At 74.2% G+C, this 19735-nt stretch carries 15 protein-coding genes and 2 tRNA genes; 7 read left to right on the forward strand and 10 right to left on the reverse strand.

All coding sequences use genetic code 11. From position 1 onward, the window contains the following. Positions 1 to 217 precede the first annotated feature (217 nt). Positions 218 to 706: an SSI family serine proteinase inhibitor gene (locus tag ABT092_RS19385; protein ID WP_351245389.1), complete on the reverse strand. Its 489-nt coding sequence runs from the start codon at positions 704 to 706 to the stop codon at positions 218 to 220. Between the two features lie 290 nt (positions 707 to 996). Here ABT092_RS19385 and ABT092_RS19390 point away from each other — a divergent pair. Both ABT092_RS19390 and ABT092_RS19395 read left to right on the forward strand, forming a co-directional pair. Beyond that, positions 997 to 1087, forward strand: a tRNA-Ser gene (locus ABT092_RS19390). Positions 1088 to 1400: 313 nt separating this feature from the next. Next, positions 1401 to 1473 (forward strand) — tRNA-Arg (locus ABT092_RS19395). A gap of 173 nt (positions 1474 to 1646) precedes the next feature. Here the strand turns inward: ABT092_RS19395 and ABT092_RS19400 are convergent. The 7 genes from ABT092_RS19400 to ABT092_RS19430 form a co-directional block, all read right to left on the reverse strand. Then, positions 1647 to 2210 carry a GNAT family N-acetyltransferase gene (locus ABT092_RS19400; RefSeq protein ID WP_351245391.1) on the reverse strand — a complete coding sequence of 188 codons (564 nt, stop codon included), beginning with the start codon at positions 2208 to 2210 and terminating at the stop codon, positions 1647 to 1649. Positions 2211 to 2297: 87 nt separating this feature from the next. Further along, the gene (locus ABT092_RS19405; protein WP_351245393.1) at positions 2298 to 5387 is read right to left on the reverse strand and encodes an amidohydrolase family protein; all 3090 of its coding nucleotides are present in this window, start codon (positions 5385 to 5387) and stop codon (positions 2298 to 2300) included. A 46-nt stretch (positions 5388 to 5433) separates the two neighbouring features. Further along, complete coding sequence (locus tag ABT092_RS19410) at positions 5434 to 7767, reverse strand: HemK family protein methyltransferase (RefSeq protein WP_351245395.1); 2334 nt, start codon at positions 7765 to 7767, stop codon at positions 5434 to 5436. Positions 7768 to 7831: 64 nt separating this feature from the next. After that, positions 7832 to 9058, reverse strand: coding sequence for an aminotransferase class I/II-fold pyridoxal phosphate-dependent enzyme (locus ABT092_RS19415; protein WP_351245397.1), 1227 nt, complete (start codon positions 9056 to 9058; stop codon positions 7832 to 7834). Between the two features lie 41 nt (positions 9059 to 9099). After that, positions 9100 to 10029 (reverse strand): prephenate dehydrogenase/arogenate dehydrogenase family protein, encoded by a 930-nt coding sequence (locus ABT092_RS19420; RefSeq protein ID WP_351245399.1) that lies wholly within the window; start codon positions 10027 to 10029, stop codon positions 9100 to 9102. Continuing rightward, positions 10026 to 12083 (reverse strand): aminodeoxychorismate synthase component I, encoded by a 2058-nt coding sequence (gene pabB, locus ABT092_RS19425; protein WP_351245401.1) that lies wholly within the window; start codon positions 12081 to 12083, stop codon positions 10026 to 10028. The genes ABT092_RS19420 and pabB overlap by 4 nt, the downstream gene beginning before the upstream one ends. After that, positions 12061 to 12438: a chorismate mutase gene (locus ABT092_RS19430; protein ID WP_351245403.1), complete on the reverse strand. Its 378-nt coding sequence runs from the start codon at positions 12436 to 12438 to the stop codon at positions 12061 to 12063. The genes pabB and ABT092_RS19430 overlap by 23 nt, the downstream gene beginning before the upstream one ends. Positions 12439 to 13206: 768 nt before the next feature. Between ABT092_RS19430 and ABT092_RS19435 the strand changes: the two genes are divergently transcribed. Beyond that, a complete protein-coding gene (locus ABT092_RS19435) occupies positions 13207 to 13890 on the forward strand; it encodes a LuxR C-terminal-related transcriptional regulator (protein ID WP_351245405.1) in 684 nt (227 codons plus the stop codon). Positions 13891 to 13951: 61 nt separating this feature from the next. Next, the gene (locus ABT092_RS19440; protein ID WP_351245407.1) at positions 13952 to 15541 is read left to right on the forward strand and encodes an MFS transporter; all 1590 of its coding nucleotides are present in this window, start codon (positions 13952 to 13954) and stop codon (positions 15539 to 15541) included. A gap of 48 nt (positions 15542 to 15589) precedes the next feature. On the opposite strand, the gene ABT092_RS19445 is transcribed toward ABT092_RS19440, so the two are convergent. Next, on the reverse strand, positions 15590 to 15889 hold the full coding sequence (locus ABT092_RS19445) for a hypothetical protein (RefSeq protein WP_351245409.1): 300 nt from the start codon (positions 15887 to 15889) through the stop codon (positions 15590 to 15592). A gap of 124 nt (positions 15890 to 16013) precedes the next feature. Between ABT092_RS19445 and ABT092_RS19450 the strand changes: the two genes are divergently transcribed. Continuing rightward, positions 16014 to 16913, forward strand: coding sequence for a DUF2797 domain-containing protein (locus ABT092_RS19450; protein WP_351245411.1), 900 nt, complete (start codon positions 16014 to 16016; stop codon positions 16911 to 16913). A 28-nt stretch (positions 16914 to 16941) separates the two neighbouring features. Here the strand turns inward: ABT092_RS19450 and ABT092_RS19455 are convergent, their stop codons facing one another. Then, the gene (locus ABT092_RS19455) at positions 16942 to 17112 is read right to left on the reverse strand and encodes a hypothetical protein (RefSeq protein WP_351245413.1); all 171 of its coding nucleotides are present in this window, start codon (positions 17110 to 17112) and stop codon (positions 16942 to 16944) included. A gap of 94 nt (positions 17113 to 17206) precedes the next feature. Here ABT092_RS19455 and ABT092_RS19460 point away from each other — a divergent pair, with 94 nt between their 5' ends. Continuing rightward, positions 17207 to 17962, forward strand: a complete 756-nt coding sequence (locus ABT092_RS19460; protein ID WP_351245415.1) for a response regulator transcription factor — start codon at positions 17207 to 17209, stop codon at positions 17960 to 17962. A gap of 71 nt (positions 17963 to 18033) precedes the next feature. Beyond that, on the forward strand, positions 18034 to 19605 hold the full coding sequence (locus ABT092_RS19465) for an MFS transporter (protein ID WP_351245417.1): 1572 nt from the start codon (positions 18034 to 18036) through the stop codon (positions 19603 to 19605). The last annotated feature ends 130 nt before the right edge of the window (positions 19606 to 19735 follow it).

Here is a 19735-nt window from a genome sequence, read left to right on the forward strand (position 1 = left end):
CTGCCGACCACGAAGGCCATCTTGCCGCGCGGTCCGCAACGTGTCACGCGGGAGTCTACGGCCCTGGGTTGCGCTCGCGACGACGGATGCGGGGGAGTCGGCGGGCGCGGGGTGTGCGGCGTGCGGTCGTTCTCCGGGTGCGGCGGGGGCGATCGGGCGGGGGCGCAGCACCGGTGTTCCGGGCCGGCGGGCGGATTCCGGCCCGGTCGTGCGGGGCTCAGGCTCCACCGGCGCTCGGCAGGACGGGGACCAGGTCGTTCCAGCGGGCGATCTCGCAGCCGTCGGTCCGCGAGAAGCGGGCGTCCACGGGCCTTCCGTACCAGCGTCCGGTGACCCGGGCGGTGGCGTTCCCGCCGTGCTGGAACGTGCAGACGGCCCCTGCGGGAACGGGGGCGAAGGGATCGCCCCCGAGGGTGGAGAGTTCGGCGAGTCGTTCGCATGCCCGTGCCGCCTGCGGATGGGTGCCCCCGGTGGGCCCGCACTCCAGACGGTACGCGCCGTCGACGGCCCGCCCGGTGCCCCTCACCTCGATGGTCAGCCGGTGGGGCGACCCGGCGAGCGGAGCCGCCGGGCGAGTCAGCAACCCGTCGCCGAGGAGCGGGAGCAGGGGCACCCGGTCCAGTGCCTGGGCGGTGCCGGGGGCCGCGGCCAGCCCGGAGAAGGCGGCGAGGGCGGCTGCGGCGGTGCGGAGGATGCGCTGCGGCATGGGCGTCCTTCGGTGGTGCGGAAACGGTACGGCAGGCGAGCGCCACCGGCCGGCCGGCCGGGACGCCCGCCGGGTCTAACGCGCGGGACCGGAACGGGTTGCGCCACGGTGCCGCCCCGGCCCCGGGCGGGGCCCGCGGCGGCCCGGAGTCCGGTGATCTCGTACCGGTGGCGGCACGGGCTTTGCCCTGCGGCCGGCGCGCCTAGTACCGTAGGGGGCGATTGGTGACGGCCCGCTGGGCTGTGTCATCATCTGCACGCACCCTTCGCGCTCGCGCGGGCGGTTGTGCTGGAGGCGTCGCCTAGTCCGGTCTATGGCGCCGCACTGCTAATGCGGTTTGGGCCTTAAAGCCCATCGAGGGTTCAAATCCCTCCGCCTCCGCACTCGTGAACCCGAAGCCCCGGCCCCACGGCCGGGGCTTCGGGCGTTCCCCGGCCCGGGCTCGCCGGCTCCCCCCGGTCTGCTTTCCGCCGACCGCACGGTCGGTACGGGGGCGAGGGTTCGCAGGGCGATCCGGTGCGCCGGTGGCCCCGGCGGACAGCTGTCGACCTGGGCGTGTCGCGATGAAAGTGCAGGTCAGAGGTGGTGTGAAGAACGGATTTCGCCTCACGGCGCCGTTCATGTAATGTTGTTCCCGCAACGCCGACCGGCAAGAAAGTCGGAGCGGGGGAGCACAGAGAACAACAGAACACAAGCACTCGTAGCTTAACGGATAGAGCATCTGACTACGGATCAGAAGGTTGCAGGTTCGAATCCTGCCGAGTGCACAGCAGGCCGGAGGCCCCGTGGAGTGATCCACGGGGCCTCCGGTTTTCGCGTGGACGGTGAGGTCGGCGGGGCCGGGCGGGCGTCGTCCGGGACGTCGGAGGCCCCGTGGGGTGAGCCACGGGGCCTTGGGTGCCGCCGGGGCGGGGCGGCGGGTAGTGGGGGCGGGGTGCGGTCAGGCGGTCTCGTGCTGCGCGCGCCACTCCGCGGCCAGCATGGCGTAGTGCAGCTCGCCGCCCCACTCGCCCTTGAAGATCTCGGACTCCACGAAGTGGGCCTCCTTGCGCAGGCCGAGGCGCTCCATCACCTTGGCGGAGCCGCCGTTGCGCGGGTCGCAGCGGCCGATGATCCGGTGCAGGGAGAGCTTCTCGAAGCCGATGCGCAGCATCTCCGCCGCCGCCTCCGTGGCGTAGCCCTTGCCGTGGAAGCCCGGGTGGAGGACGTAGCCGAACTCGCCCTGGCGGTGTTCCTCGCTCAGCCACACCAGCAGGACGTAGCCGATGACCTTGCCGTCGAGTTCGACGGCCGTCATCAGGGTGTCCTTCTCCTTGCGGAGGGCGGTCTGACCGAGTCGGACGGCCAGTTCCCTGGCGTTGTCCTCGCGGGTGCGGGGCTCGTTGAAGAGGTAGCGGGCCACGTCCTCCCGTGACTCGAACTCCAGCATGTCCTCCTCGTCGCGCGCGGCGAACGGGCGAAGGACCAGACGCTCGGTCTTGATGGGCTCAACGAGTTCGAACATGGAGTAGTCCTTGAGGAATCGAATGACGGTCGAATGATCGGGCTGCTCGGTACAGCTTGTGCCACGCGCGCTCCCCACCAGGCGTTTTCACGCCAGTGTTGGGGCCGTCGGCCGGGGTCGGCAGCAGCCGGGAGCGGCGGGGACGGAGGGGCGGGGCGGGTGTTCCGCCGCCGGTCGGCCGGGGCGGGCGGGTCCGGTCGGCGGACGGTCGAAGGGGGTCAGGAGCTCCTCGACGGGGTGCCGGTGGCCGTCGGTGAAGACCTCGCGGACCCGGGCCGCCGCCCGTACGTCCCGCAGCGGGTCGCCGTCGACCACGAGGAGGTCGGCCCGCGCCCCGGGGGCGACCACGCCGAGGACGCCCTGCGCGCCGAGCGCCACCGCCGCGTTGACGGTGGCCGTGCGCAGCGCGTCCACCGCGGAGAAGCCGTGCCGGACCAGGGCGCGCAGGTTCTGGTGGATGCCGATGCCGGGGAAGTCCAGCGGGGCGTCGGTGCCGGCGACGACGGTGCCGCCGGCCCGGTGCACCCGCAGCAGCAGGTCGACGTCGCCGGCGGTCCACGCCCGGTCCAGTTCGGCGGCCGGGGTGGCGGCGTGCTCGGCGCGGGCCAGCAGGGCGGCGTACTCGGCGGCGGGGAACAGCGTCCTGGTGCGCCGGTCCTCGATCAGGTCGCGTCCTTCCAGGAAGAGTTCGTGCGCGAAGAGCAGGGTGGTGGAGACGTACATCCCCGAGCCGCTCAGCAGGCGCACGGTGTCCTCGGCGGCGCGCCCCCCGGCGTAGCTCAGGGTGCGGGAGTAGCCGAGCCGGTTCTCCCCGCCGGTGTGCTCCATGCCGTTGAAGCCGGTGGCGGCGGCCGGGTAGAGGTAGTGGGAGACCGCCGGGACGCCCGCGTGCCGCAGCCGTGCGATCAGCCGTCGCTCCAGCCGGACCGGAAGGCGCTGATACGACTTCAGCACGTGGTAGCCGAGTGCGGTGACCCGTTGGAGTTCGCGGTCGAGCTGGGCCTCGGAGGTGACCGTCCGCATGAACGGGAAGCGGACCCGCGCACCGTCGAGGGGTTCGCCCGAGCCGAGGAACCTGGGGCCGGGGACGGCGCCCGAGTGGATCGCCTCCCGGGTCTCGGCCATCCGGTAGGCCGGGTCGCCGGTGGAGCGGCTGGTGGTGACCCCGTACGCCAGCCACAGCGGCCCCTGCCGGCTGCCCCACTGGCGGCCGCGCAGGTGCCAGTGGTTGTGGACGTCGATCAGTCCCGGGATCACCGTCGCGGTGCCGGCGTCGACGTCGGGCCGGGGCGCACCGGCCCGTACCGGTTCCACGGAGACCACGGTGCCGTTCTCGACGGTGATGTCGACGTCCCTGCGGTAGCCCTCGGCCCGTCCGTCCCAGAGCGCCCCGGCACGGATCACGGTGCGGGGGGCCGCGGGGCGCCGCACGCACACCAAGGGGACGGTGTGGCGGGCGGTGCGCCGGCGGCGTGCGGGGGGCAGCAGCACGAGTTCGCCCAGGGACAGGAACAGCACGTGCCCGGTGGCGGAGACGGAGACCGCGTCGGCGACCCGGTCGGACAGCGGCACGGGAGGTCCGGTGACGGTGCCGTCGGGGGCGACGGGCACCCGGTGCACCAGGCTCTCCGCGACCACGACCAGGGACTTCCCGTCGGGTGCCCAGACCGGCCCGTCGTGGCCCCGGGTGGCGATCGAGCGGTGCGGGGCGATCGGCCGGACGGTGCTCGTCCCGGTGGCGACGTCGAGGGTGAGGACGCGGTTGAAGCCCGCGGTCTCCCGTTCGGACGCGGTGACCAGCACCGCCATCGACAGCCGGGTCCCGTCCGGTGACCAGGACGCCTTGCCGGGGTGGTCCGCCGCGGGAAGCAGTTCGCGGCTGGTGCGGGCGGCGGTGTCGTACAGCCGCAGCGCGCCGTTGCCGTCCTGGAAGGCGATCCGGTCGCCCGCGGGGGAGACGCTCGGCAGCAGTGCGCCGTCGGCGAGGTCCGTGAGCCGCTGGTCGGGGCCGCCGCCCACGGTGTGCCGCCACAGCTGGGGGGAGCCGTCGCGGTCGCTGGAGTAGACCAGGGAGCGGCCGTCGGGGAACCAGTGCGGATCGCTCGGGTCCCCGCCGTCGACGATCTTCGTGGTGGCCCCGCCGAGGACGTGCAGCCACAGCGCGCCCAGGGCCCGGAAGCACACCGTGGAGGCGTCCGGCGACAGCACCGGCCCCGCCAGGCCCCGCACCGGGGCCCGTTCGGGGGCGGTCACCGGCCGGGACGGCACCGGGGCCGTCCCGGCGGCGGCGAGCACCGCGGTGAACGGGACCTCGCCGGCCGGGGAGCCGGGCGTGGTGGCGCGCCGGCGGATCGTCCCGTCCGCGCCGCCGTACAGCAGCTCGGTCGCCGACGCCCACGCCGGCGGGAAGGGCCCGGGTTCCTCCGCCTCGTCGGTCAGCGGCCGGCCGTCGACGTACAGCCGGGCGCGCGGCCCGTCGACGGCGGTGTGCGCGAGGGCGCCGCCGGGCCCGTAGCCGGCGCCGCGCAGCACCTGCCCGGCGGGCGCGGTGCGCACCGTGGTGCGCCGCCCGCTGGGCAGGTGGAGGGTTTCGAGGACGGTCTCCCCGACCACGTAGGCGATTCGTTCGCCGTCCGGGTGCCAGGTCGGCGAACGGTACGCGCGGTCGTCGTCGGTGCCGACGACCGCGCGGGTGCGTCCGGTGGCCGGGTCGAGCAGCCACACGGCGCTGGTGTCGCCGGCGTCGGAGACGTAGGCGATCCTGCTGCCGTCCGGGGAGACGGCGGGCTCCACGTCGTACTGCGGTCCCGAGGTGAGTCGGCGCACGGCGCGGGTCGCGAGGTCGACCGCGCACAGGTCGTAGACGCCCTCGCGGAAGGACTGGAAGGCGACCTCGGTGCCGCCGGGGAAGAACGACGGCCAGGTCGCGTCCTCGGCGTCCTCGGTGAGCCGCCGGGCCGTGCCGCCGGTCAGCGGCATCGCCCACAGGGCGTTGACCGCGTCGTGGACCAGGGTCCCGGAGACGGGGTCGCAGCTCAGGGCCGTGTTGGTGGCCCGGTCGACGGCGATGCCGGGCGCGGCGGCCCGCGCCGGGGAGGTGCGCACGCCGAGTTCGACGGCGGGCGCACCTCCCAGCACGGCGCCGCCCTTCAGCATCGTGCGCCTGCTCAGGGTCATGCGCGGAGCTCCAGACGGTTCACGGACGGTGCGGGGCGGGGTCGGTTCATCGCCCGGCGCGTCGGGCGATCACGTAGCGGGGGAAGCCGTCGTGGTCGGTGTGGCTGGTGACGGCCTCGAACCCGGCGGCGGCGACGATGTCGGACACCTGGTCCACGACCGCGTCGTAGTGCTCCAGCGCCAGGGTGCCGCCGGGCTTGAGCAGCCGTGCGGCGGTGGTGACCACCGAGCGCAGCACGGCCAGCCCGTCCCAGCCCGAGTAGACCGCCTCGGCGGGCTGGTGGACCGACCACTCCGCGGGGATCACCAGGCGGTCGGGGACGTACGGCGGGTTGGCGGTGACCAGGTCGACGGTGCCGTCGAGTTCGGCGAGGAGGGCCGGGTCGTTCGCGTCGCCCCGGACGAAGTCCACGGCGGCGGGGACCCGTTCGGCGAGCGAGGCCGCGTTGCCGGTCGCGCACGCGACCGCGGCGGCGGAGACGTCGACGCCGGTGACGGTCGCGTCGGGGCGGTGCGCGCCGAGCGCCAGCGCGATGGCGCCGGAGCCGGTGCACAGGTCGACGCAGCGCGGGGCGTCGGCCCCGACCCGTTCGAGGGCGTCGAGCACCATCGCCTCGGAGTGCACCCGGGGGATGAACACGTCCTCGGTGACGCGTAGTTCGAGGTCGAACAGCCGGGCCCGGCCGGTGAGGTACTCCAGCGGGGTGCGGTCGGCGCGCCGGGAGACCAACGTCCGGTAGGCGTCCACCTGTGCGGCGGTCAGCTCCGTCGTCTCGGCGGGGACGGCGTCCCCGCCGAGGACGTGGGCGGCGAGTGCCAGTGCGTCCTGTTGCGGGGCCCACACCCGGGCGGCGGTGAGGACCCGCAGGCCCCACGCGGTCTGCGCGCCGACGGTGTTCGTCGCGTCCCGTTCGGGCTCGCCGAACCTGTCACGGCAGTTCGCGTAGTAGGTCCGCAGCCACTCGACCATCCCGGGGTGGAGCCGGGAGGAGGCGATCAGCTCGGGGGGCGGGGTGAACCCGGGGTCGATGGTGTCCGCCCAGCGGGAGTAGATCGGCTCCAGGTCCGCGCCGAGGTACTCCTGCCAGTCGGTGGGGACGTGCCAGTGGTGCTCGTAGCCGGTGGCGAGCATGTGCTCGACGGTGGTGTCGATCGCGGACCGGCGGGAGACGCCCTCCAGGGGGCGGCGCTCGGGCGTGAAGGGGTCGAGGTCCAGCTCGGGGGCGTCCCCGTACAGCCGGCGGGCGAACTCCTGCGCCAGCAGGGGGGAGAGGAACAGCCCGTCGCGGTAGGTGCCGGTCATCATCCACAGGCCCGAGAGCGGGGTCTCGCCGAGCAGCGGGAAGCCGTCGAGGGAGACGGGCCGGTTGCCGACGTGGATGCCGGCGACGCTGCTCGACCAGAGGTCGCGGCGGACCTGCCGGTGCGAGCACTCCAGCAGGAAGAGCAGGTCGCGCATGACCGGGTCGGCCAGCGGTCGCGGGTTGATGATGTTGGTGGCGCCGACGTACACCCGGGCCATGCCGCGCGGAACGACGTGCAAGCCGCAGGCGAAGGCCCGGTTGGGGGTGCGGATCACGGACTCGGGGGCGGTGCCGTCGTGGGTGGAGACCGTCGCGGCGACGCCGTAGCCGGCGACCAGGCGGGGGATGCAGTCGCCGAGTCCGTCGACGGAGTCCACGAGTTGCTGCGAGCCGACGCCGCTGGCGAGGACGACCTTGTCCGCGGTGAGCCGCTCGCCGTCGTCGAGGACGACGCCGCGGACCGTGCCGCCCTCGTGGATCACCGACACGGCCTGCGCGTCGACCAGGGTCACCCCGCGCCGCACCGCGGTCCGTTCCAGTCGGCGCAGCAGCCGTCCGGAGTCCACGGCGTGCTCGCCGGGTATGTGCAGGGCCTTCAGGGGACGGGAGTTGGGGTCCGGGTCCAGCCAGCCGACGTCCTCGGGGTCGACCGTCTCGTACGGTTCCCCGTGCTTCTCCAGCGTGGCGCGGATCGCCTCGTAGTTGTCGCTGTCGATGGCACCGGTGCCGACGGTGTTGAGGATGACGGTGGTGCCCTTGGCGGTGAGGATGTCGCGGGGGTCTGCGGTGCCGTCGGCGATGGTCTCCAGCCAGTCGTCCCAGACGTCCTTCGCCTTCAGGTCCAGGGCGAACTTGACCTGTCCGTAGGCGTTTTCCAGCAGGGCGCTGGTGACCTCGCCGAAGCAGCCGAGCATGGCCCCGGCCGCCGAGGAGGCGGCGAAGGGGCGGGCGCGGCGGCCGATCAGCGCGACCCGGGCTCCGCGCCCGGCGAGTTCGACCGCCAGGGAGGAGCCCAGCGAGCCGTTGCCGACGACGAGCGCGTCGAAGCCCGTGGAGCGGGGGGTGCTGTCGTTCATCGAAGGGTCTTCCTTTGCCTGGGGCGCCCCGGGGTCCGGGGCGCCTGGGGGTGGTGGCCGGGCGTCAGACGGAGGCGAGGCAGTCCGCGACGGACTGGATCTGTTCGGGGGTGTGGTGGGCGGAGAGGGCGAACCGCAGCAGGCCGGTGCCCCGCGCGACGACGGGGTAGAAGACGGGGAAGCAGAGGACGCCCGCCTCCCGCAGCTTCACCGCGCTCGCGAAGGCGGCCTCCTCGGTCTCCATGGCGAGGCCGCGGATCGGCGAGCGGGTGCCGGCGTTGACGAGCGTGCCGGCGCTGTTGGCCTTGTCGAAGAGGTCCGCGTTCTCCCACAGCTTCCGCTGGAGTTCGGCGACGGTCCCGTCGAGGTGCATCCGTGCCGACTCGGTGTTGACGAGGACGTGGGTGATCATGTTCGAGTGGCCGAAGACCATGGGGTTGGCCTCGCGGCGCAGCACGGTCACGTCCTCCGCCCGGTGCGTCAGCAGGAAGCCGCCCGAGCCGCCGAACGCCTTGGACAGCGAGCCGACCAGCAGCACCGAGGGCGGGACCTCGCAGCCGAGCGCCTCGAAGGCGTAGCCGGCGCCGCGCGGGCCGCTGATCGAGATGCCGTGGGCGTCGTCGACGTAGACGTAGCCGCCGAGCCCGGCCGCCGCGTCGCTCAGCGACTTGACGTCGATCAGCCCGCCCATCGAGCCGATGCCGTCGACCAGGACGATCGGGGTGCGGCCCTGCGACCGCGCCAGGTCCAGGGCCTCGGTCAGCGACTGCGGGTCCTCGATGCGGAACCGGGCCGCCGGTCCGACCTGTTCGAGGACGCCGCGCAGGGCCTGCATGGAGGCGTGCGCGGTCCGCTCGATCACGAAGAGCGGCCCCTGGGCGGCGATCGGGTAGCCGGGCAGCACGCCCGCTCCCAACAGCGGCAGCACCCCGAGGTGGACGCTGGAGACCGAGTTGAACACCAGCGCCGACATGCCCGGGTAGACCTCCCCGAGCAACTCCTCCAACTGGCGTGCCTCGGCGGGCTCCACGCTGTTGCGGGAGGAGGAGAAGTGGGTGCCGTACAGGTCCAGCGCGGTGCGCACCGACTGGACGAGCCGGGGATGGTCCTCCAGCCCCAAGTAGGAGCAGGAGACGAACTCCACGTACTCCTCGCCGTCGGCCAGCCGCACCGACTTGCCGGAGCGGGCGGAGATGGTGTGGCCGGTGAGTCCGGCGCGGACCGCCCGGTCGTACATGTCGGTGGTGGCCGCGGACCTGCGGGCGATGCGGTTCGGTGTCGGGTCGTTCATGACGCCCTCCTGGGGGGTGGGGGTGCGGGGGTGCTCCGGGTTCACGGCGTGCCGGGGGGTGCCGGGGCGATCAGGGCGCCCAGCAGGCGGGCCGCGTCGGCGGCGGCGCCGTCGAGGCCCTCGCCGTACCAGTCGGCGAGGTCGGTGAAGTGGGTGCGGAACTCCTCCTCCCCGCCGTCCGCGCGGGCCCGGGCCCCGAGGGCGGCCAGGGCCTCGCCGAGGGCCGCGCGGGCCGCGTCGGCGTCCCCGCCGGCCGCCTGGATGTCCCAGTAGGTCTCGACGTCGGCGGAGAGCACCCGGGCGGTGAGGGCCAGCAGCGCCCGGGTGGGCGGCGGCGCGCAGGCCGCGACCAGGGCCGGGTCGAGCCCGAGCCGGGCGAGTGCGGCGGTGAAGGAGAGCAGGGCGGCGTGGGTGGCCGCCTGCACGGTGGTGACGTACCGGTCGTGGTCGCGGTGGCTGAGCCGTTCCACCCGCACCCCGGTGCCCGCGAGGAGCTCCAGCAGCCGTGCGCAGCAGTCGTCGCCGCGGGTCACGGAGGCGGTGACGGCGTTGCCCGCCCAGCCGAGGGAGGGGTGGAAGAGCGGGTTGAGGCTGAGGACGGGACGGGGCGCGAGTCCGCCCTCCGCCAACTCCAGGAAGCGGTGCTTGTGGGAGAGGGTCTCCACCACGGTCGCGGTCGGGGCGGTCGTTCCGGCGAGCACGGGCACCGCCGCGAGCGCGGCCTGCTCGGGCACGGCGACGAACACGGCGTCGGCGGCGCCGAGTTCGGCCCGCAGTTCGGCGCCGGGCGTGGCGATGTCGTCCCGGATCAGCGGCGTCGTCCCGGTGGGCCGGGCCGCGGGGTCGGCGGCGACGGTGCGCCAGCCGGCGGAGACCAGCAGACCGGTGAGGAGCCGGCCCACGTTGCCGTGGCCGATGACCACGGCCCGCCGGGTGCGCTCGGGCCCGGTCGTCGGGGCGGGGGCGCTCATTCGTCCTCCACCGTGGCGTCCGTGGCGGCGAGCATCACCCGGGACTTCACCAGGGTCTCCTCGTACTCGTCCGCCGGGTCGGAGAGGGAGACGATCGCCCCGCCGACCCCGAAGGTGGCGGCGTCGGGGCTGTTGACCAGGGTGCGGATGACGATGCTGAGGTCGGCGGCGCCGCTGAGGGAGAACCAGCCGACGGAGCCCGCGTAGTAGCCGCGGGCCCGGCGTTCGAGCTGGTCGATGATCTCCATGGTGCGGACCTTGGGCGCGCCGGTCATGGAGCCGCCGGGGAAGGCCGCGCGCACGCACTCGACGGCGGACCGGTGGTGTGCGACGCGGCCCTCGACGGTGCTGACGAGCTGGTGGACGTGGGAGTAGGTCTCGACGTCGAACAGCTTGGGCACGTGCACCGAGCCGACGGTGCAGACCCGGTTGAGGTCGTTGCGCAGCAGGTCCACGATCATCAGGTTCTCGGCGCGGTCCTTGGGGTTGGCCGCGAGCTCGCGGCGGATCTCCTCGTCCTCGGCCGGGTTGCCGCCGCGCGGACGGGTGCCCTTGATGGGCTTGGCCTGGACGCGTCCGTCGCGCCGCACCTGGAGGAACCGTTCCGGCGATGCGCTGAGCAGGGTGTCCGCCCCGAAGCGCAGGTACGCCCCGAAGGGCACCGGGCTGGTGGCCCGCATCCGCAGGTAGGTGGGCAGCGGGGCGGCCACGGGCGCGGATTCGGCGGTGTTGGTCAGGCAGACCTCGTAGCTCTCGCCCTCGGTGATGGCGTCCAGGCAGGACTTGATCGAGCCGAGGTAGGCGCTCCGGGGCTGGTCGAAGCGGAAGGTGCGCCTGCCGTCCGGGTCCGCCGGCGCGGGCGCCGCGGCGCCGGCCCCCGGCTCCGCGCACCGGGCGACCGCCTCGGCGGTCCGGGCGAACCAGGCGGCCGTCTCCCGCGGGGAGTCGGTCGCCGCGGGGTCGGTCAGCGCGAGGAGGTGGGTGCGCCGTTCGTGGTGGTCGATGACGACCGCCCGGTCGGCGAAGACCAACTGCCCGTCGGGCCGGGGGGAGACGTGTCGGGCCCGGCCCCCGGTCTCCGCCTTCAGCTCGTAGCCGAGGACGCCGACGTAGCCGAGGTTGAAGTCGCACGGGAGCCCCGCGGGGTGCGGGGCCCGCCGCTTCGCCAGCTCCTCCCCGAGGTACTCGAAGAAGCCCTGTTCGACGTGGCGGGTCCCGGCCCGGTCGGTGACGGTCCAGGTGCCGTCCTGCACGCGGTAGGAGGCGTGCTCGGCGAGCGGGCCCGAGGCGTCGCCCATGATCGTGAAGCGGCTCTCCGGCAGGTCGTCGCGGGAGCTGTCGAGCCAGAAGGCGTGTGCGGAGTCCCCGTACAGCCCGGTGAAGAGGGCGGCGGCGTCGGGGTGGTGGGGCAGCTCGCGGACCTCGACCCGGCGTCCGGTGCGCGGGGTCCGCCGGGCGGCGGACCGGTCCCGGGCGCCGTTGGCGGCGGTGGCCAGGGCGCGGAAGTTGTGCAGCAGTTCGCCTCCGTACTCGGTGAGGACCGACTCCGGGTGGAACTGCACCCCCCACTGCGGGGCGTCGCGGTGGCGGACCGCCATCACCACGCCGTCGGCGGTCCACGCGGTCGGCTCCAGGTGCGCGGGCAGTTCGGTGACGGCCAGGGAGTGGTAGCGGACCACGGTGAAGGGGGAGGGGATCTGGGCGAAGAGGCCCTCGGCGGAGTGGAAGACCTCGGCGGTGCGGCCGTGGACGGGTTCGGGGGCGTGCGCGACGGTGGCCCCCGCGAAGTGCGAGATGGCCTGGTGGCCCAGGCAGATCCCGAGGACGGGCACCCCGGTCTGGCCCAGGGCGTGCGCCGACGCCCCGAGGTCCGCGTTCCGCTGGGGGCGGCCCGGGCCGGGCGAGAGCACGACCGCCTCGTGGGCGTCGAGGTCGATCGCCGACCACGGCGTGTCGTGGGTGACCACCTTCGGTGCGATCCCGAACACGCGGTGCATCAGGTCGTTCAGGTTGTAGGTGAAGGAGTCGTAGTTATCGATCAGAAGGGTGCGCACCGCGCTCCACACCTCCGACCAGTACCGCGATCCGGTCCCGTGCCGAGTCGAGCGGCGCTGAGCGGCCCTCTTCCTCGCGGCAGGCGTCGGAGATGAGGGTGGTGTACACGTCCTGGAGGGCCCGCGGGTTCAGGCCGTGCTCCAGGGCGAACTCCGTGGCCCTCTCCAGCACCGTCCGCACCCTGGCCGGCTGCATGACGGGGATGTCGTTGCCCTTCTTCATCTCGCCGATGCGGCGGGTGCAGTGGTGCCGCATCAGCAGGGCGTTGAGGAGGATCCGGTCGACGGCGTCCAGGTCCGCGCGCAGTTCGCGCAGCACCTGCTGATGTGCGTCCTCGGGGTCACCACTGGTCAATGGGGTCTCCTAGGGGTGCGGGTTCGGCGCCCGGGGCGGCACCGCGCGGGTCCCGGTCCGGCCGGGGGCGCGGGCGGGCGGGGTTCGCCGCCGATCGCCGGGGAAGGGGGTCGGCGGTCATGCTCGGCTCGGGGCTCCGTTCCGGGTGGCGCACGGACGCGGTCGGGGCGGCCGTGGGGTGGAGCGGGACGGCGTGCGGGTGCGCCGGGGCGGCGGTGGACCGCCGGGAACCGGGGCGGAAGGGGGGACCGGGCACGAAAGGGGGAAGGGGGGGAAGGGGGGAGGGGGGAGGCACGGAGCGGGTCGGTCGATGCGTGCGGGTACGACGGATGCCGTACGCGGCACGGGGGGCGCCGTTCGTCGTGGCACTGCACGGTAGGCAGCCGGGCACCCGCCCCACCAGGCACCACGGGAGACACTTCCCGGGCGGTTGCCCGCTCGGGTCACCCACACCGTCCTCCCCAGGAGGCGTCCCGGGGGTCACCCCGGAGGACATCGGGGCCGAGTGGACGGACGGCGCGGGAGGGCGGGAGCGGGCCGGGCGGGGGAGACGGGGCGGGCCCGGAGCCGTGTGTGGGTTTCTGGTGGATGGCGCGGGGCAGTCGGTGAACGCTGTCCGAAGGGCCCGGAAATCTGGCTGATACCCATGGGTCAACCGGTGTGGTCAAGTCGTTTTTTGACGCGTGGTTGAGTCGTTTGTGATGGGCTCTTTACTATCCGCTAGGCAACCGCCTGAACGGACGGTCCTGGTGGGGGAGGAAAAGCGGCGTGTCCATCCGAGTCGTGATCGCCGAGCCGCGTGCCGCCGCGCGTGCCGCCTTGTCGCTGCTGCTGGCGTCGGACCCGGACATCGTGGTCGTGGGGGACGCGGCGAACGGGGCCGGGGCGGTCGCCCTGGTCGCCGCCGTCAGCCCCGACATCGCCCTGCTGGAGGTCCGGCTCTCCGACATGGGCGGCCTGGAGGCCATCTCCCGGATCGCCGACCGTCCCGGACCCCACCGCACCCGGGTGCTCGCCTACAGCAACTACGCGGAGGACGAGGACGAGTTCTTCCTGCCCGCGCTCTCCGCGGGCGCCAGCGGCTTCCTCGCCGTGGAGAGCGAACCGAGGGCCGTCCGCGCCGCCATCCGCGCCCTGGCCGACGGCGATTCCTGGCTCGACCCCCGCCACGCCCGGCGGCTGATCACCGAGTACGTCTCCGCCGCCGGGCCCCGACCGACCGCCGCCGCGTGCCAGGGCCCCGCCCTGACGGCCCGGCTCAGCGCCCGCGAACGCGAGGTCACCGCGTTGATCGGCCGCGGCTACACCAACGGGGAGATCGCCGAGTGGCTCAGCCTGAGCCCGCTCACCGCGAAGAAGTACGTCAGCCGGCTGATGGCCAAGCTCGGTGCCCGCGACCGGGTGCAGCTGGCGCTGATCGCCTCGCGCGCGGGCACCTCGCTCGCCTCCTGAGGGCCGGGGCCCGGCGGGGCGCCGGACGGCGGGCGACACGACCACACGAGAACGGGAAGAGATGAGTCCCCCCAACGACGTACGGGTGCCCCCGGCAGGTCCCCGCGAGTGGGCCGGCCTCGCCGTGCTCACCCTGCCGGTGCTCCTGATCTCCATCGACATGACGATCCTCGGGTTCGCCGTCCCCCGGTTGAGCGAGGACCTGGACCCCGGCGCCGGGCAACTGCTGTGGATCGTCGACGTCTACTCGTTCGTGCTGGCCGCGCTGCTGGTCACCCTGGGCGCCCTCGGCGACCGCATCGGCCGGCGGCGGCTGCTGGTGCTCGGCGCCGCCGGATTCGGCATCGCCTCCGTCCTCGCCGCCTTCGCCCCCTCCGCCGAGGTCATGATCGCGGCGCGGGCCCTGCTCGGCCTCGCGGGCGGCACCCTGATGCCGTCCACCCTCTCCCTGATCCGCTCGATGTTCCCCGACGCCACCCAGCGCGCGTTCGCCGTCGCGGTCTGGTCCTCGGCCCTGGCCGCCGGTTCCGCCCTCGGGCCGGTCCTCGGCGGCGTCCTGCTCGAATTCTTCTGGTGGGGTTCCCTCTTCCTCGTCAACGTCCCGGTCATCGTGCTGATCCTGGTGCTGGCCCCGCTGCTGGTCCCGGAGTCGAAGGCGGTGGCGCCGGGGCGGCTCGACCCCGTCAGCGTGCTGCTCTCGGCCGCAGCGATGCTCCCCGCGGTCTACGGGATCAAGAAGATCGCCGAACACGGCCCCGGCCCGCTGCCGTTGGCCCTGATCGCCGTCGGCCTCGTCTGCGGGGTCCTCTTCGTCCGCCGGCAGACCTCGCGCGAGGACCCCATGCTCGACATGGGCCTCTTCCGCCATCCGACCTTCAGCGTGGGCGTGGCGCTCAACCTGATCACCCTCTTCGTGATGGTCGCGGCCCTGTTCTTCCTGACCCAGTACCTCCAGATCGTGCTCGACGTCCCGCCGATCCGGGCCGGACTGGTGCTGCTGCCGGGCATGCTGCTCACCGTCGCCGCCTCCTTCGTCGCCGTCCGCGCCGCCGCCCGCTCCGGGCTGACGGCGGTGCTCGGCACGGGGCTGCTGCTGATGGCCGGCGGCTTCGTCCTGTTGGCCCTGCTGCCCGTGGCATCCGGGGTCGTCCTCGCCGCCTCCGGCTTCGCCCTGGTCTGCTTCGGCATGGGCCTGATCCAGACGCTCAGCAACGACGCCGTCCTGTCCGCGGCCCCCGAGGACCGGGCCGGCGCCGCCTCCGCGGTCTCCGAGACCGGCTACGAACTCGGGGCCGCGCTCGGCATCGCCGTCCTGGGCAGCGTGCTGACCGCCTCCTACCGCGCCGGCCTCGCCGAGGACGTCCCCGGGGTCCCTGGGGACGCCCTGTCCACCGCCCGCGACACCCTCGGCGGCGTCGTGGACGCCGCCTCCGCCCTCCCGGACGGCGCCGCCTCCGCCCTCCTGGACGCCGCCCGCACGGCCTTCGTCGACGCGGTCCGCACCACCAGCACCACGGCCGCGGTCCTGCTGCTGGCCGCGGCCCTGGCCACGGTGCTGGCCCTGCGTGCCCGGCGACCGGAGCCGTCCGCCGGTGCCCCGGACCCGGTGACCCCGGTCCCCTCGCCGGCGGAGGAACCGTCCGGCCGGTGAGCCGGCCGGGGGCGCGAGACGGGCGGTGCGGTCGGTGCCGCCCGGGGCTCAGGCCGGACGGTCGCGTCCGGCCAGCCAGACGGTCAGGTCGTGGGCGATCTCGTGGATGCTCGTCGAGGTGGTGACGGAGTGCTCGGCGCGGACGGTGTCCCGGCGGTCGACCTCGTACGTTCCCGGGGCCGGCACCCGCACCCGGACCGACCAGCCGTCGCCCCGGGCGGGGCGGACGCGGAGGAAGGTGTTCTCCGCCTCGTCGAGGTCGCCGAGCATCATGAACAGCGCGTCCTCGGAGGGGTCGTCGATGCGGTCGCCGTCCTGGCTGTCGGCCCGGTAGTACTCGGCATCCAACGCTCTGCTCTCCTCACTGGTCGCCGGTGTCGACCCGGTGGACGTTCGGGCGCCAGCATGCCACCCGGCACTGACGCCCCGGCCGCCCGGCGGAACGTCAGTGGCCGGCGGTAGCGTCGGGAGGATGACGACGTGGTGGTCGGTCGGGGTGCGCTGGGACGCGGCGGCGGGGGTGCCCGTGCTCGGATGGCGGGGGGACCGGGGCGAGTCGCGGGAACGGCCGCTGCTCCTCGGGGAGCGCCTGGGGTTCCGGGCGGTGGGCGTGCGCAGGTGCGTCGGGGTGGCGCGGGGCGGGCGCCTGACCCGGTGTGCGTCGGGGGCCGAGGTGGGAGCGCGGGTCACCCGGGCGCAGTGCGAGGAGTGCGCCCGGCTGGACCGGGCGCGTTCGGTGGCCGCCGACACCCTGTCGGACGATCCCCGTCCGTACCGGGTGTACCTGGCCTGGTTCGGGGTCGGGATGGTGAAGGTGGGGATCACCCGGGTCGACCGGGGCGCGGCGCGGCTGTTGGAGCAGGGCGCCGTGGCCTTCGCCTGGCTCGGGTCCGGGCCGCTGATGGCCGCGCGGCGGGCGGAGGAGGCGGTGCGGACCGCGTTGGGGGTGCCGGACCGGGTGCCGTACGACCGCAAGCGGGCGGTGCGGGCCGAGTTGCCGGGGGTGGAGGTGCGGGCGGCCCAGGTGCGCGAGGCGTACCGGGCCGCGGTGGGCTTGCCGGGCTGGCCGGAGTCGCTCCGGCGCACCCCGGAGTGCGTGGTGGTGGACCACGGCGGGGCGTTCGGGCTGGCGGGGCTGGCCCCGGCCGCCGCGGTGGTGACCGGACTGCGGGCGGGCGGGGTGGTGCGGGGGACGGTGGTGGCCGCCGCCGGCCCCGATCTGCACCTGGGGGACGGTCGGGGAGCGGTGGTGGTGCTGGACGGCCGGTTGATGGCGGGGTGGGAGCTGGTCCGGGCGGACGACGGGGCCGACGACGGGGAGGTGACGGTGCCGGTGCGGGACGTCTCCGCGGTGCAGGGCGGATTGTTCTGAAGTCGCCCGCGGCGCCGCGGCCCGGGAATCAGCGCCCGGCGAGCACCTCTCGGATCGCCCGTCGCACCTCGGCGCGGGCGGTCTTCGCCTTGCGGAGCACCTCCCCGTCGTCCGCTCGTGCGGAAGCCTGGTTCTCGGTCTCGGCGGCGCGCCAACCCTCCGCGAAGAGGGAACTCTCCTTGCACCGGACGTCAGCCACGGCGGTGTCGACCTCTACGGTGGAGGTCGGATTCTCAGGGATTTCACAGACCGCCCACATGGGGGTTTCAGGGCCCGCCCCGAGGGTGACCGTCATGACCGCGATTCAGGAACGCATGCAGGTGGCCGAGGCGGACGGGCAGCCGGTCAGGGTGCTCGTCGTCGACGACGAACCGTCCATCACCGAGTTGTTGACGGTCTCCCTGCGCTGTGAGGGGTGGAGCGTGCACAGCGCGGCCGACGGGCAGGGGGCCCTGCGCACGGCGCGGGAGTTCCGGCCCGACGCGGTCGTCCTCGACGTGACGCTGCCCGATCTGGACGGCCTCTCGGTGCGGGCCCGGCTGCGGCGGGAGTGCCCCGGCGTTCCGGTGCTGTTCCTCACCGGCCGGGGCGTGACGGACCGGATCGCCGGGTTGACGACCGGCGGCGACGAGTACGTCACCAAGCCGTTCGGGGTGGAGGACGTCGTCGGGAGGTTGCGCGGGCTGATCCGGCGGACCGCGCCGGCGGCCGGGGCCGCGGGCGGGTCCCTGCTGGTCGTCGGAGACCTGGTGCTGGACGAGGACAGCCACGAGGTGACCCGGGGCGGGAGGGCGATCCACCTGACGGCCACGGAGTTCGAGCTGCTCCGCTACCTGATGCGCAACCCGCGCCGGGTGCTGAGCAAGGCGCAGATCCTCGACCGGGTGTGGAGCTACGACTTCGGCGGGCGGGCCAACGTCGTCGAGCTCTACGTCTCGTACCTGCGGCGCAAGATCGACGCCGGCCGCGAGCCGATGATCCACACCAGGCGCGGCGCCGGGTACCTGATCAAGCCCGGCGGGTCCGGTGTGAGCGGGGCCTCCCGGTAAATCGCTGTACGCCGTACAGGAGCACTTCTACAGTGTACGAGGTTCGCTCACACACTGGAGAAGGAGGCCGGATGACGGCCATGGACTCCCCGCCCCCACTGTCCCAGGGGCACCCCCGGCGGTGGCTGATCCTCGGGGTCATCCTGCTGGCGCAGCTGACGGTGCTGCTCGACAACACCGTGCTCAACGTCGCCATCCCCTCGCTGACCCGGGAACTCGACGCCTCCTCCGCCGACGTCCAGTGGATGATCAGCGCCTACTCGCTGGTGCAGTCCGGTCTGCTGCTCACCGCGGGCAGCGCCGCCGACCGCTACGGGCGCCGACGGCTGCTGATCGCCGGGCTCGCGGTCTTCGGCGTCGGGTCGCTGGCCGCGGGGCTCTCCCAGACCTCCGGGCAGCTGATCGCCGCCCGGGCGGGCATGGGCGTCGGCGGGGCGCTGCTGATGACCACCACCCTCGCCGTCGTCGTGCAGATATTCGACGACAGCGAGCGGGTCAAGGCGATCGGGCTCTGGTCCACCGTCAACTCCCTGGGCTTCGCCGCCGGACCGCTGATCGGCGGGGTGATGCTCGACCACTTCTGGTGGGGCGCGATCTTCCTGATCAACATCCCCGTCGCGCTGATCGGCCTCTGGGCGGTGGCCCGGATGGTGCCCGAGTCCAAGACCCGGCTGGGCGACCGGCCGGACCTGGTGGGGGCCGTCCTGTCGACCATCGGCATGACCGGGGTGGTCTTCGCGATCATCTCCGGCCCGGAACACGGCTGGACCTCCGGCCGGGTGCTCGCCCCGGCGACCGTCGGGGTGCTGGTGATGGCCGGCTTCGTGCTGTGGGAGCTGCGGGTGCCGCACCCGATGCTCGACATGCACTTCTTCCGCAACCAGCGGTTCGTGGGGGCCGTCGCGGGCGCGATCCTGGTGGCCTTCGGCATGGGCGGCTCGCTCTTCCTGCTCACCCAGCACCTCCAGTTCGTCCTCGGCTACGAGGCGCTGGAGGCGGGGGTGCGGACCGCCCCGCTGGCCGCCACCGTGGTGCTGCTCAACCTCACCGGACTCGGCGCCCGGCTGGTGCCGCGGCTCGGCACCCCCGCCACCATCGCCGCCGGCATGTCCCTGCTCGCCGCCGGGCTCGCGATGATCGCGCTGCTCTCCGGCGGTGCGGACGGCACCTACGCCGGGGTGTTCGCCGGGCTCGTGGTGATGGGCGCCGGCATCGCGCTCGCCATGCCGGCCATGGCCAACGCCATCATGAGCGCGATCCCGCGGGAGAAGGCGGGGGTCGGCGCGGGCATCAACGGCACCCTCGCCGAGTTCGGCAACGGGCTCGGCGTGGCCGTCCTCGGCGCCGTGCTCAACGCCCGGTTCTTCGCGCTGGCCTCGGTCTCGGCGGCCTCGCTCCCGGTGGCCCTCGCCGCCGCCGGCTCGGCGGACGAACGGCGGGAGATCACCGACGCCTTCGCCTCCGGCCTGGCGACCAGCCAACTCGTCGGCGCCACCGCCGTGTTCCTCGGCGGGATGCTCGCGGCGGCGCTGCTGCGCCGCGCCGAGCGGACCGCGACCGCCGGCCCCGGAGACGTCGACCCCGCGGCGGCGGAGCCCGCAGCGGTGGCCGAGCGGCAGGGCGGGTCCACGAAGACCCTCTGAGCCGCGCATACGATGCGCGGGCGGGGGGGGGGGGGGGGCGCCCGCCCCCCCCCCCCCCGGGGGGGGGGGGGCGGGGCGCCCCCCCCCCCCGCCGGCGGGACGGGAGCGAAGCGGGGCGCCGGGCGGCAGG

Source organism: Streptomyces sp. NPDC002490, assembly GCF_040296045.1.
Lineage (GTDB): Bacteria > Actinomycetota > Actinomycetes > Streptomycetales > Streptomycetaceae > Streptomyces.